A 12,359-nucleotide genomic window follows, 5' to 3' on the forward strand; every position below is an offset into this window, starting at 1 on the left:
AGGATTTCGCGGACCAAGGAGCCGCCATGACCCTCAACGACGCCATCGCCAGCCTTCGGGGCAAGACAGACCTGACCGCGGACGACGCCCTGCTGATGCGCCGCGCCGTGTTTGCCGGTGATGTTGCGATTGATCGCGAGGAAGCCGACGCCCTGTTTGAACTCAATGCGGGGGCAGGAACCCTGGCGCGGGAATGGCGTGACTTCTTTGCGGAGGCCATCACAGACTTCGTGGTTCGCCAGCAGGCGCCTGCCGGCTATGTGAATGAGACCCAGGCAGGCTGGCTGATCGAGGCCTGCTCACGCCATGGCCGTCTGCGGGAAGATGAGCTGGACGCCTTGGTGCATGTTCTGGAGGCCGCCGACCACTGCCCACAGCAATTGCAGGACTTCGTGCTTTCCAGCCTCAGGAGCCTGGCTCTCTGGCGCCTGCATAATCACCGAAGGCTCACGGCCTCCGACATAGCCCGACTGAAGCGTCTGCTGTTCGCCACAGGCGGGGCAGGGGATATTGGCGTCACCCGCGCCGAGGCTGAGGCCCTGCTGGACATCAATGACGCCCTGGGAGACGCCCGGGTTGAGGGTGATTGGCGCGCCCTGTTCGTCAGCGCGGTCGCCAACAGCGTGCTGTTCCGGTCGACCTGGTCGCCTGTTGCCGAACGGGCGGCGCAGAATGAAGCCTGGGCGCAGGACATCGAGATCAACCCCATGAAGCGCCTGGGTGACATGAGATCCGCCATGGATGGCGTACGTGATGGCTTCGCCGCCCTGGCGACCTGGAACTTCGACAACAAGGCCTGGGCTGATCAGGTCGAGGCCAAGGCCGGCCTGATGGCCGAGGCTGAGGCGGTGACCGAGGATGAAGCGTCCTGGCTGTTCGACCGCCTGGGCCGAAATGGCCGTTTCGACGAGAATGAGCGGGCTCTGGTGGAGTTCATCCGCAAGAATGCGGGCGCCACAGGCCCTGGCTTTCAGGTCCGACTGAACCAGCTGGGCGCTCTGGGTGGTTCCTAGAGCGGAATGACCTTGGGGGCGGAGGAGGGGATGTGGCTTTTCCACACCTTCAGGCGCTCGCGCTCTTCCTCATTGATGTCGGGGTCAAAGTCCTGGCTCTCCGACCGGCTATCTGCCATCCGGCTGAGGAGGGGATAGGATACGTCAAGAAGGTCGTCGGTCTTGGTCAGATCAAATTCCGTCATGCAGGTGACATAGCGAAGGAAGACCTGCGCCTCCTTCACCATCCGGGCATCGTCAAACTTGATTCCAAGATCCAGAAGGGTCTCTGCCTGGGCCCGAAGGGATCGCAGGGCCTGGGCCGGATCGTGATCCTTGAAGGCGATGGCGAATTCCACGATCTTCAACGCCTGCTGCAGCCTGGCCAGATCCGGCATGCGGCCATCGCCAAGGCGCTTCTTTGGGCCGGTGAAGGTTGCGGAGTTGAACCTGCGCCGATCGGGGCCGACATACCGCATGCCCTCAATCCAGTCCCTGGACTTCAGGGTGACAGCCTGCAGGCGACGGGACAGGTCAACCGGGGTGAAGGGGCGGACCAGGAATTCGTGCACGCCGGCGTCCCGGGCGGCAAAGATAACGTCGGCCGTCGCGCTCGACGTCGCGGCTATGATCGGGGCGTGGCGGCAGGCCATATAGCTGCGACGGATCCGGCGCACCAGCTGGAGCGCCGCGCCAGGATCACCGCCTAGATCAATGATGAAGAGCTGCGGGTTGAAATCCTTGGCCAGCTCAAAACCGATATCATTGGTCTCTACGCAGTGGATCTTGCCCGAACAGAACTGCCGCATGGCGTCACGCAGCATCCGCGCGCTGCCAGGACTGGAGTCAACAATCAGCACCCGCTGCAGGCGGGGCGACATCTCATCCTTGAGCTTGGCTTGATTGCGCACGGCGACCGTCGAAAGTTGTACAAGGCCAACCTAAGAGGGAATGGTGAATGAAGTCCTGATTTCGCCAGGGTGGCTAGCTGGACGGACAGGGGAGCTGTCTGTCGCCGCCAACAGACCAATAGAGTTCACGAGCCGGACCATTCTCCTCGTCCTCAACGCCCCGGGCTGCGGACAGCCCAGCGTTTTTGCGTGTGATCGCAGTTCCTGTCCATTGTCTAGGCAGGTTAGAAATGTCACCGACGGGTAGGTGAGGGGAGCGGGCGGGCGCGTAGCCCTGGCAGCGCGCAGAGCCCGAGCGCTGCCCTCTAGACCGCCGCTCTTGGCGCGGCTCTTGACCCTTTAGTCCCGGAACTCACCAAAGACCTACTTCTTCAACGGCCTTAGACGCAGGAGCTCGGCCTTAGGTTCATCTGTGGTGACGTAAATGAAGCCGTCCGGGCCTTGAGCGACCGACTTCATCCGCACGCAGCGATCCATCAGCAGCTTCTCTTCAGCCACCACCCTGCCGGCTTTCATCTCAAGGCGAACCAGTTGCTCGCCCGAAAGGCCGGTAATGAATGCGTTGCCCCTCCAGCCTGGCAATGCTCGGCCCGTGTAGAACATCAGGCTACCGGGGGCGATCGAGGGGTTCCAGTAATAGGCCGGTTGCTCCATGCCCTCCTGGGCGGTCTTGCCGCCATTGATCAAGGTGCCACCGTTCTCGCGGCCATAGCTGATCACCGGGAACCCGTAATTGCCACCGGCCTTGATCCGGTTCAGCTCATCACCGCCGCGCGGGGTGTTCTCCGCCACCCACAGGGCGCCGGTCCTCGGATCAATCGCTGCGCCATGCACGTCGCGGAAACCCAGGGCATAGATCGCTGGATTGGCCGTGGTGTCCTTCACAAAGGGATTATCCTTCGGGATTGAGCCGTCGCGATTGATCCGCAAGACCTTGCCAAGTTGGCTCTGCAGCGACTGTGGGTTGGGTCCACCGGAATCGATCACGGCCGAAGGGATCAACAGCGTTCCGTCGCGGGCTTGCACAATGCGGCGCGGCAAGATGTCAGGACCTTCACGCAGGATCTTCAGATCCTCCAGCGCCATGCCATCAAGTGAGAGCTTCGCACTGGCGATGCGGCCCACAGCCGCCGGATCAGTGTCACTCAGCCGGGTCACGTAGCCCAGATAGAGCGTGCGGTTGTGGGCAAAGTCACGGTCCAGGCTCACATCATACATACCTGACAGCCGGGCGTTCTGGATTGCCGGAGAGCCCGCAAGGGGCTCGGAGGCGACGCCGTTCTGGTCAATGATGCGCAATCCGCCCGCCCGGATCGAGATCAATGCCCGACCGTCTGGCAACACCGCCAGGCCCCAGGTTCGATCAACTTTTGCCACCACGTCCACTTCAAAAGCTTGTTTTGAATTGGCGAGCGGTGCTCGGGTCTGACCCGCGAATGTGGGCGGCGGCGCATAGCCATCGGCGGCATTGCGGTTCTTGCCGCAGAGCGCCGTGATCCGGGCGTTCTCAGCGGGCGATCCTGCGACGCCGGCATAATCTGGTCCTGGAAGATAGTTGGGCGTAGTGGCCTGCGACCAGGCCGTAGTGAGGTGGGTGAAGGCCAGGCTGATCGCCAATCCGGTCGTCATTAGATGTTTTCTGGCGATGACCATAGCTGTGTCCCCACTATCCCGCGTCGAGCCTGCGGCCCTCACACATATCAGCTTAGTGCGAGTTAGCCGACGCTGAACACGTGCTTGTAAGACCCTTGCTGGTGCGCTTGCCGGGCGGCTGTGGTTCCTGGCTTGCGCAGATCAGGGTGGGGAGGCCGCACTGAACGGGAACAATATCCATCCTTCGCCTAAGGAATATTATCAGAAATATTCTCGACACAGAAGTCGCCATCCCAGGAAAACACCCCTTGTGACGCAGCGGCACGTCAGGCTTCGCCTTGCGGGGCGAATTCCGGACAACTAGCCTAGCCCCGAGGCCGTTCAGCGGCAAACGGGAGACGAAGTTCCATGAAGGCCTGCATCATCGGCGCCGGTTGCTCCGGGTTCACGACGGCAAAGCGACTGAAGGATGTCGGCGTCGACTATGACTGCTTTGAAGCGTCGGACGACATTGGCGGCAACTGGTACTTCAAGAACCCCAACGGGATGTCAGCCTGCTATTCAAGCCTGCACATCGACACCTCGAAATGGCGCCTGGCCTTCGAGGATTTTCCGGTGCCGGCGGACTGGCCGGATTTCCCGCATCACAGCCAATTGCTGCAATATTTCAAAGACTACGTGGATCACTTTGATCTTCGCCGCACCATCACCTTCAACACCGCCGTCGTTCACGCCGGGCGCAACGCCGCTGGGCTCTGGGAGGTGAAGTTATCCACAGGCGAAACAAGGACATACGACGTACTCTTCGTATGCAATGGACATCACTGGAGCCCGCGGATGCCGGATTATCCCGGGCATTTCGACGGGCCGATCCTGCACAGCCATGCCTATAACGATCCCTTCGATCCGGTAGACATGCGCGGAAAGAATGTCGTGGTGGTGGGCATGGGCAATTCGGCCATGGACATCGCCTCGGAGCTGGCCCAACGCCCCCTCGCCCGCACCCTGACCGTTTCAGCCCGTCGCGGCGTCTGGGTCCTGCCCAAGTACATGAACGGCAGACCGGCGGACAAGGCGGCCCTTCCGCCCTGGTTCCCCCGCAAGCTGGGTCTGTCCATGGCTCGCAAGGCGATCAAGAAGTCCCTGGGCGCCATGGAGAGCTATGGCTTGCCCAAGCCGGACCACGAACCCCTGGAGGCTCACCCCTCGGTAAGCGGGGAATTCCTCACCCGGGCCGGCTGCGGCGACATCAAGTTCAAGCCTGCAATCAAGGCCCTGGAAGGCAAGCAGATCCGGTTTGTCGATGACACGGTCCTGGATGTTGACGTCCTGGTCTGCGCCACCGGCTATGACATGAAGTTCCCGTTCTTCGACGATCCAGGCCTGATCCCCGACGCCGATCATCGCCTGCCGCTCTATAAGCGGATGATGCACCCCGACATTCCGAACCTGTTCTACATGGCCCTGGCCCAGCCCCTGCCCACCCTGGTGAATTTTGCCGAACAGCAAGCCAAGCTGGTCGCGGCCTATCTCACCGGCGCCTACAAACCGCCATCGCCCAGCGAGATGCGGGCCATCATCGCCAAGGACGAGCAGATCCACCTGGGTCAGTACTACAAGGCTCAGCGCCACACCATCCAGGTGGATTTTGGTATCTATGTCTCTGATCTGATGAAAGAAATTGACCGTGGATCCGCGCGCGCCAAGGCTTAGTCCGGCAGGGTCAGGTCACCGGATATAATACGGGACAGTACTGCAACATAAGCCTTTGGCTCGATTTCGGCGACACGAGCCTCCAGCGTGACTGCCGTGTCTTCCGACAAGACACCGACGACGGCGCGTTCGATCACGGCACCATGATCATAGATCTCATCCACCAAATGGATGGTGGCGCAGGTCTCAGTAATGCCAGAGGCGATGACGGCCTCATGGACACGGCGGCCATACATCCCCTCCCCGCCGAATTCGGGCAGGGGGCCCGGATGGATGTTCAGGACCCGGTTGCGGAACCGGCTGAGGGTCACCGGGCCCAGGCGACGCAGATAGCCGGACAGGATGACGAGGTCGACGTCCGCCCCGGACAGGGCATCGCACAGGGCCTGGTCCGCGGCCTGTGCGTCGGCAGCGGTCGGGATCACCCTGCAGGCAAGGCCCCTGCCCCGCGCATATTCCAGCGCCTCGGCCTTGCCGGTGTTGGTGACCAGCAGGCGGGGCTCGGCCTCCAGCTGGCCCGCCGCGCAGGCTTCGACAATGGCGCGAAAGCTGGTGCCGTTCCGGCTGGCGAGAAATCCGAGCTTGAGAGGCCTGGTCATGTCAGACCGCAACCGGGACCTGGAACCGCATACCGTCATAGGCCGGTTCGATATGCTCCGGCAGCCGGGACTTGAGGTCCTCATAGTCCAGATCGATATGCATGTTGGTCAGGATCGCCCGGCGAGGCTTGACCCGCTCGATCCACTCCAGGGTCATATCCACATGGGCGTGGGTAGGATGAGGTTTCCAGCGCAAGGCGTCGACAATCCACACATCCAGGTCCGCCATTGCGGCAAAGGCCGCCTCGTCCAGACCGACCACATCGCTGGAATAGGCCACGCCGCCAAAGCGGTAGCCGACCGAACGTATGCCCCCGTGATCCTGATCGAAGGTGACGACGGGAATAGCGCCGGAGGGCCCCTCAACGCTCCAGTGTTGACCATGTCCCGGGATCAGGCGCCGGTCAGCAATGCCGGGATAGCCCCCCTCCCCCTCAAAGATGTAGCCGAAGCGGCGCATCATCGAGGCCGTGGTCACCGCGTCCATGTGGCAGGGAATGCGGGCCCTCTGGCGGATGAAGAAGGCGCGGATGTCGTCAATACCGTGGGTCTGGTCGGCGTGGTCGTGGGTCAGAAGCAAGGCGTCCAGCCGCTTTGCGCCCGCCAGGGCTGTCTGGATACGCAGATCCGGGGAGGCATCTACCAGGACTGTCGTCTGGGCTTCGGGCTCACCGCCCAGCCGACGGACCAGCATGGAGCACCGCGAACGCAGGTTCTTCGAATTGGCGGGATCGCAGACCCCCCAGTCGCCGTCAGCCCTCGGTACGCCCCCCGAGGAGCCGCTGCCGAGAATGGTGAATTCCAGCATGCCGGTCATGCGACGGGTCCCGGTATCCTGTCGAACAGGGCGAAGAAGGCCGCCTGGGTCCGGGCCTCAGCCTCGGCAAAGCTCCAGCCCCGCAGTTCCGCGGTCTTTGCCAGGACGGCCGGCAGGTAGGCCGGTTCATTACGGCGACCGCGATGGGGAACCGGCGCCAGATAGGGGCAGTCGGTCTCGACGATGATCCGGTCCTCCGGCATGGCGCGGACGAGGGCGCGGACATCCTCCGCCGCCTTGAAGGTGGCTATGCCCGAAATCGAGAACCAGGCGCCGAGGGCCGCAGCCCGCGCGGCCAGTTCCGGGCCGGAGGTGTAGCAGTGCATCAGCATCCGGAACGGTCCTGCGGCATATTCCTCTTCCAGGATGTCGCCCATGACCTCGTCAGCCTCCCGGGTGTGGACCACCAGCGGAAGCCCAGTGGTCCTGGCTGCAGCTATGTGGGCGCGGAAGACCCTGGCCTGGATATCCCGGGGGCTGAGGTCATAGTGGAAGTCGAGACCGGTCTCGCCAATCCCGACTACCCTTGGATCCGCCGCCATGGCGATCAGCCGCTCAGCCTGCAGGTCAGCCTCATCCTTGGCCTCGTGGGGGTGGACGCCCACTGTGCACCATATGTCGGGATGGTCAGCCAGGGCCCGGACCTTGTCCCAGTGATTGATGCGATCGCTGATATTGATCATCAGCTCGATCCCGGCGGAGCGAGCCCGGGCTATGACCTCATCGCGGTCCTCATCGAACTGCGGCGCGTGGAGATTGACGTGACTGTCGATCAGCATGGGATCAGGCCCGGGCCGCCGCACGCAGCTCGGTCAGAGCGGTAAAAAGGGCGTCGGTGCGGTCCAGATTCACGCCCTCGACCTCCCGGGGAAGGCGCTGAAGGGTTTCCCAGGCGCGGACCCAGGGATCCAGACCGGCGACGCTCTCCTGGGCCCAGGCCTGGACCTTGTCGTGGATCCTGTCCGCCAGACGCTCGAACAGCAGGTTGAAGGTCGCCGCGCCCTCCGCACCCCGGAACCGGTCTGCCAGGGCCAGGGCCATGGCGTCGTCCACTTCGGGCAGATCGGCCAACAGGGTTTTGGCCGCGTCGTCCAGGGCGACAGCGCCAGCCTGGGCCAGACGCCAGGCCCTGCCCGGAGCGCCGCCAGACATGCGGGCCAGGCGGATGGAGTCCTCAATGGAAGCCCCAGCCCTGTCTCCCACGAATTTTGCTGTCTCCGCTTCCCCCATGGCGCTGAAGCCCAGTCGGCGGCAGCGGGACCGGATGGTCGGCAGAAGTCCGCCCGGCGAATGGGAGACCAGCAGCAGGACACCCTGCGGCGGGGGTTCCTCGAGGGTTTTGAGCACCGCATTGGCGGCGTTCATGTTGAGGTCGTCGGCGGCATCAATGATCGCCACCCTATGGGGGGCCGAAGCGGGCGACTTGGAGAAGAATTCCGAGAGCTTGCGGGCCTCATCCACCGGGATCACCCGCCGGGGCTTGCCGTCCTCGCCAACCCGCTCAAGCACCAGAAGGTCCGGGTGAGACCGGGCCATCATCTGCCGCGACACGGGGTGGGACGGGTCTGCGCCCAGTATGCCGTGGGATGGGGCGTGAGGCGCCCCCAGCAGGCGCCGGGCGGCGCGGAAGGCGAAGGTGGCCTTGCCAACCCCCTCCGTCCCGGTCAGCAGCCAGGCGTGATGGAGCCTCCCCCTCGACCGGGCGTCTTCAAAGGCCAGTTCGGCGGCGTCATGACCCTGAAAATCGAAGACGTCGCGGGGATGGGGAATGTCCTCAGCCATGTAGCCGGTCCTGAACGGCGGACCAGATCAGGGCCTCCACCTCATCCAGCGACCCAGCCGCCGAGATCACGGCGCAACGGGCGGGCTCCTTTGCCGCGATGTCCAGGAAGGCCTGCCTCAGACGGAGATGAAAGGCTTCCCCCTTGGATTCAAAACGCATCTCCGCCCCGGCCCGGTCCATGGCCCTGGCCAGGCCGATCTTCGGGTCAAGATCAAGCACAAGGGTCAGATCTGGCCGCACGTCCTCGAGAACATGGGTTTCCATGGCGGCGATTAAGGCCGGGTCCACACCGCCGGCCGCGCCCTGATAGGCCCTGGTGGAGTCGGCGTATCGGTCACAGACGACCCATTTTCCGGCAGCCAGGGCCGGGGCGATGACCCGCTCGATATGATCCCGTCGGGAGGCGTACATGAGCAGGGTCTCGGTCACCGGGCTCCAGCGGTCGGCCGAGCCGCGCAGGACCAGATCGCGGATGGACTCAGCGCCCGGGGATCCGCCGGGTTCGCGGGTCGCCACAACCTCCCGTCCCTGTTCCGTCAGGCGCGCAATAAGGCGCCGGATCTGGGTGGATTTCCCGACCCCCTCCCCGCCTTCCAGGGTGATGAACTTTCCGCGCTGCACGACCCGCAAATTGGCCGGTTCGGCCGGAAAGTCCAGCCGGTGTTATCAGTTGGGCCGCAGGATCCGTGCGTCGGGATAGCCCAGGGCGGCCACCGTCTCGCGAAGGGCGCTGGCGCCAGCCTCCTGCTCGCCGCCAGACACCAGCACGCGATAAAGGGTCACGCCGTTGACGCTCACCGGCTCCACAGTCGCCTCGGCGGTTTCGCCCAATTGGGCCGCGATGCGTGCAGCCTTGGCGGAGTCTGCAAAGGCGCCGGCCTGAATGCGGTAGCCGTTGGTCAGGACGGGCGCGATCGAGCCCGTCGCCGCCGACGCAGCCTGGGGTATGGCTGCGGGCGCTGCTGCAGACGCCGCGGATGGCAGTGCTGCCGGCAAGGCGGCCGACGCAACAGCAATCGGCGCCGCCGTGACTGCCGCAGCGGTCACGACGGACGACGCTGAAGGCGCAGAAACGCTGAACCCGTCATTGGCTGGCGTGGTCTGAGGTCTGGCCGCCATTTCGCCCAGGGGCGCTGGGCCAACATAACGCACCCGGACGTGGGCCAGCCCCTTGCTGTCATAGCCCAGCTCGCGGGCGGCGGCCTGGGACAGGTCGATCAGGCGTCCGGCCACATAGGGCCCCCGGTCATTGACCCGCACCTGCAGCTTACGGCCATTGTCCAGATTGGTGACTTCCACAATGGACGGCATCGGAAGGGTAGGATGCGCCGCCGAAATGGCGTGCATGTCGAAGATCTCGCCGTTCGCCGTGGACTTGTTGTTGAAGGCGTCGCCGTACCACGAGGCCGTGCCCGTCTCATCATAGTTGGGCTGTTCCTTGGGCACATACCAGATGCCCGCAACCTGATAGGGATCGCCAACCTTGTAGCGGCCGCCAGCCCCGCTGGGCTGGGCGGCTTGTCCAAGGCCCGGAGTCCAGGCGGCGTATTTCGGCTGAGGCGTCGCGCAGGCGCTCAGGGCGGCCCCGGCCAGGAGGATCAGGGTCAGGCTGCGGCCAGAGGCTGGAAGTCGGGACGGGACCTTGGACATTTTGCACGCTCCAACGGGAATCTTGAGCCCTGAGCATGCCCAAAGGAGTTTGCACTAGGGTTAATTTCCCGGCCGGAAATCTTAAGCATAAGGGCCCCTTCCCCGCCGGGCCAAACCCCTGCTATAGCCGCCATCCCGGACGGGTGGCCGAGTGGTTTAAGGCAGCGGTCTTGAAAACCGCCGTAGGTGGAAGCCTACCGTGGGTTCGAATCCCACCCCGTCCGCCAGACCGGCTGAATTTTCTTGAATAACTCCACCGCCACCGACCTTACGCGTATTAATATCTGGCAAGATATGCCAACCGTATACGTTGTGTTTTGATGCGTCTGCGCCGTGGTCTTGCATATGTACCTTGCCGGATCGTGTGACGGACTAACCGGTACCCTGCACCATGGATCTCACAGTCGCTGACGAAGATAGAATCGCCGAAGCCTTCTTCCCATATGACAATTTGCGGATTGAGGAACTCAAGGCACAAGGGCGTTTGTTGGTTCACTATACTAGCGTCGCCGTCGCCCACAGCATCTTGGAGAACCGGGAGATATGGATGCGCAATGCGCAGACCATGAACGATTACTCTGAAATCAAACACGGCTTGGCTTGCTTAGAAGAAGCTAGAAAAAGAGGGATTACAGAAAAACTAGGAGCTGCGCTCGACGCCACACACGCGGGTGTTTGGTCGGAGACTCAAAGACTATTCAATTCGTGGCTACCTGCAATGTTTCACAACACTTTTATTGCATGTGTATCCGAGCACCTAGGCCCGATCAATCAAGAAGACACATTGGGGCGACTTTCCATGTGGCGGGCTTATGGTGGAGTCAATGGGGTCGCTCTAATTCTCAACCCCAGATTCTTATACAACCCTGACATGGGATCAATAGCTACAAGCCCGGTGCTGTACGCTGATGCAGACGAATTCTGCGTTCAATTTACATCTATGATCCAAGGGCTTGAAAATATCGCAGATCTGTTAGCGCGATCGCCAGCAAATCAAATAGCGAACTTGGCATTCAATGTTCTTAAATACAGTATTATTTGCACGAAACATCCTGGATTCGCCGAAGAAAAGGAATGGCGCGTAATATATAGCCCCGATATGGGAGCAAGCAAATATGTAAGGGAGTCAGTCGAAATTATCTGCGATCTTCCGCAAGTTGTGCAAAAAATTCAACTTAGAAATGATCCCAATAATAACATAATTGGTCTTGATCCGAGTGAATTGATCGAATCAATAATAATTGGTCCCGTTAAATTCCCCATGACCGTGCGAGAAATACTGTACAAAGATATGTTGATTTGCGGGTTTAGTAATATCAATACGCGGATTCGTGAGTCCAACATACCACTTCGAATTTAGGGGTAATTGTGCGACCGATAGACCATGCGCTCCCTCCTCCTCTTCTCCCTAACTCTGGCCTTTGCCACTCCGGCCCTGGCCCAGCCGGTCAGCCTGCCCAGCGCAATCTACACTGACCCGCCTTCAGACCCCGCTCACCCGGCGCGGATGGTCGTGCTGCACATTCCCAGCGGCGGGGTGCAGATAAACGGCGTCGCCTACCTGGCTGCGGGCGCCGGCCCCCATCCGACCCTGGTGATCTGTCATGGCCTGCCCGGCAATGAGAAGAATCTCGACCTGGCCCAGGCCGTGCGGCGGGCCGGCTGGAACGCCATCACCTTCAATTATCGCGGGTCCTGGGGCAGCCCGGGCAGTTTCCGCTTCGCCCAGAATCCGGAAGACGCCAGGGCCGTTCTCGCCTTCCTGCGGGATCCGCAGAACGCCGCCAAGCTGGGCGTGGATGCGAAGCACATCGCCATGGTGGGTCACAGCATGGGCGGATGGGTGACAGCCCTGGTGGGCGGTCAGGACTACGGCCTTGCCGGGGTCGGCCTGATCTCAGCTGCCAATATGGGCCGAGAGCGGGGCCAGAACCGCGCCCAGGCCGCGGCCTTCATGGCCGACAATATGGAGGCTTTGGCCGGTGTCACTGCCGAGAGCATGGCCGAGGAGATCAGCGCCAACCGTGAGGCCTTTGACTTTACCCATCAAGCCAAGGGGCTTGCCGCAAAGCCTGTCCTGATCCTGACGTCGAACGACGGCCTGGCGCCCCAGGCCGAGGAACTGGCCAGGGCGATCCGTGAGGCCGGCGGCGCGAGGGTTCAGGTCCTTCATCAGGCCACCGACCATGGCTGGTCTGACCGGCGCATTGCGCTCCAGGCGGCTGTGATCAACTGGTTGCAGTCGCTGGGATCGATGGCTCACTGATTCAGGTGCCCGCGCCCATGCCGGAAGTCCAAACC

The 12,359-nt window shown here is 62.4% G+C and carries 12 protein-coding genes and 1 tRNA gene; 5 read left to right on the forward strand and 8 right to left on the reverse strand.

Features of this window, described 5'->3' with window-relative positions; all coding sequences use genetic code 11:
* Positions 1–26 precede the first annotated feature (26 nt).
* Positions 27–1,013: a hypothetical protein gene (locus tag CFE28_09330; GenBank protein ID OYU70179.1), complete on the forward strand. Its 987-nt coding sequence runs from the start codon at positions 27–29 to the stop codon at positions 1,011–1,013.
* On the opposite strand, the gene CFE28_09335 is transcribed toward CFE28_09330, so the two are convergent.
* Together CFE28_09335 and CFE28_09340 are read right to left on the reverse strand one after the other, a co-directional pair.
* A complete protein-coding gene (locus CFE28_09335) occupies positions 1,010–1,873 on the reverse strand; it encodes a hypothetical protein (protein ID OYU70180.1) in 864 nt (287 codons plus the stop codon). The two genes, CFE28_09330 and CFE28_09335, sit on opposite strands and share 4 nt — an antisense overlap.
* A 393-nt stretch (positions 1,874–2,266) precedes the next feature.
* Complete coding sequence (locus CFE28_09340; protein ID OYU70181.1) at positions 2,267–3,556, reverse strand: glucose dehydrogenase; 1,290 nt, start codon at positions 3,554–3,556, stop codon at positions 2,267–2,269.
* A gap of 348 nt (positions 3,557–3,904) precedes the next feature.
* On the opposite strand from CFE28_09340, the gene CFE28_09345 reads away from it, so the two are divergent.
* Positions 3,905–5,209: a monooxygenase gene (locus CFE28_09345; GenBank protein ID OYU70182.1), complete on the forward strand. Its 1,305-nt coding sequence runs from the start codon at positions 3,905–3,907 to the stop codon at positions 5,207–5,209.
* Here the strand turns inward: CFE28_09345 and CFE28_09350 are convergent.
* Genes CFE28_09350 through CFE28_09375 form a run of 6 tightly spaced genes read right to left on the reverse strand, consistent with a single transcriptional unit; the run spans position 5,206 to position 10,058 of the window.
* Positions 5,206–5,808 (reverse strand): phosphoribosylglycinamide formyltransferase, encoded by a 603-nt coding sequence (locus CFE28_09350; GenBank protein ID OYU70183.1) that lies wholly within the window; start codon positions 5,806–5,808, stop codon positions 5,206–5,208. The genes CFE28_09345 and CFE28_09350 overlap by 4 nt on opposite strands.
* Position 5,809: 1 nt before the next feature.
* Positions 5,810–6,625 (reverse strand): phosphoribosyl 1,2-cyclic phosphodiesterase, encoded by an 816-nt coding sequence (locus CFE28_09355; protein ID OYU70184.1) that lies wholly within the window; start codon positions 6,623–6,625, stop codon positions 5,810–5,812.
* Positions 6,622–7,404 carry a LuxR family transcriptional regulator gene (locus tag CFE28_09360; GenBank protein OYU70185.1) on the reverse strand — a complete coding sequence of 261 codons (783 nt, stop codon included), beginning with the start codon at positions 7,402–7,404 and terminating at the stop codon, positions 6,622–6,624. The genes CFE28_09355 and CFE28_09360 overlap by 4 nt, the downstream gene beginning before the upstream one ends.
* Positions 7,405–7,408: 4 nt before the next feature.
* Positions 7,409–8,407: a DNA polymerase III subunit delta' gene (locus CFE28_09365; protein ID OYU70186.1), complete on the reverse strand. Its 999-nt coding sequence runs from the start codon at positions 8,405–8,407 to the stop codon at positions 7,409–7,411.
* Positions 8,400–9,029, reverse strand: coding sequence for a dTMP kinase (locus CFE28_09370; GenBank protein OYU71642.1), 630 nt, complete (start codon positions 9,027–9,029; stop codon positions 8,400–8,402). The genes CFE28_09365 and CFE28_09370 overlap by 8 nt, the downstream gene beginning before the upstream one ends.
* Before the next feature lie 45 nt (positions 9,030–9,074).
* The gene (locus CFE28_09375; GenBank protein ID OYU70187.1) at positions 9,075–10,058 is read right to left on the reverse strand and encodes a hypothetical protein; all 984 of its coding nucleotides are present in this window, start codon (positions 10,056–10,058) and stop codon (positions 9,075–9,077) included.
* A gap of 137 nt (positions 10,059–10,195) precedes the next feature.
* On the opposite strand from CFE28_09375, the gene CFE28_09380 reads away from it, so the two are divergent.
* The 3 genes from CFE28_09380 (at position 10,196) to CFE28_09390 (ending at position 12,324) form a co-directional block, all read left to right on the forward strand.
* A tRNA-Ser gene (locus CFE28_09380) sits at positions 10,196–10,285 on the forward strand.
* A gap of 164 nt (positions 10,286–10,449) precedes the next feature.
* A complete protein-coding gene (locus tag CFE28_09385) occupies positions 10,450–11,418 on the forward strand; it encodes a hypothetical protein (GenBank protein ID OYU70188.1) in 969 nt (322 codons plus the stop codon).
* A gap of 75 nt (positions 11,419–11,493) precedes the next feature.
* Complete coding sequence (locus CFE28_09390; GenBank protein OYU71643.1) at positions 11,494–12,324, forward strand: alpha/beta hydrolase; 831 nt, start codon at positions 11,494–11,496, stop codon at positions 12,322–12,324.
* Positions 12,325–12,359 lie beyond the last annotated feature (35 nt).

This window comes from Alphaproteobacteria bacterium PA2 (assembly GCA_002256425.1).
Classification (GTDB): domain Bacteria; phylum Pseudomonadota; class Alphaproteobacteria; order Caulobacterales; family Caulobacteraceae; genus Phenylobacterium.

Excerpts from the sequence above, each read along its gene's own strand:
- CFE28_09335 (OYU70180.1), bottom strand. The coding sequence starts at position 1,873 with ATGTCGCCCCGCCTGCAGCGGGTGCTGATTGTTGACTCCAGTCCTGGC.
- CFE28_09365 (OYU70186.1), bottom strand. The coding sequence starts at position 8,407 with ATGGCTGAGGACATTCCCCATCCCCGCGACGTCTTCGATTTTCAGGGT.
- CFE28_09345 (OYU70182.1), top strand. The coding sequence starts at position 3,905 with ATGAAGGCCTGCATCATCGGCGCCGGTTGCTCCGGGTTCACGACGGCA.
- CFE28_09360 (OYU70185.1), bottom strand. The coding sequence starts at position 7,404 with ATGCTGATCGACAGTCACGTCAATCTCCACGCGCCGCAGTTCGATGAG.
- CFE28_09355 (OYU70184.1), bottom strand. The coding sequence starts at position 6,625 with ATGACCGGCATGCTGGAATTCACCATTCTCGGCAGCGGCTCCTCGGGG.
- CFE28_09340 (OYU70181.1), bottom strand. The coding sequence starts at position 3,556 with ATGGTCATCGCCAGAAAACATCTAATGACGACCGGATTGGCGATCAGC.
- CFE28_09375 (OYU70187.1), bottom strand. The coding sequence starts at position 10,058 with ATGTCCAAGGTCCCGTCCCGACTTCCAGCCTCTGGCCGCAGCCTGACC.
- CFE28_09350 (OYU70183.1), bottom strand. The coding sequence starts at position 5,808 with ATGACCAGGCCTCTCAAGCTCGGATTTCTCGCCAGCCGGAACGGCACC.
- CFE28_09385 (OYU70188.1), top strand. The coding sequence starts at position 10,450 with ATGGATCTCACAGTCGCTGACGAAGATAGAATCGCCGAAGCCTTCTTC.
- CFE28_09330 (OYU70179.1), top strand. The coding sequence starts at position 27 with ATGACCCTCAACGACGCCATCGCCAGCCTTCGGGGCAAGACAGACCTG.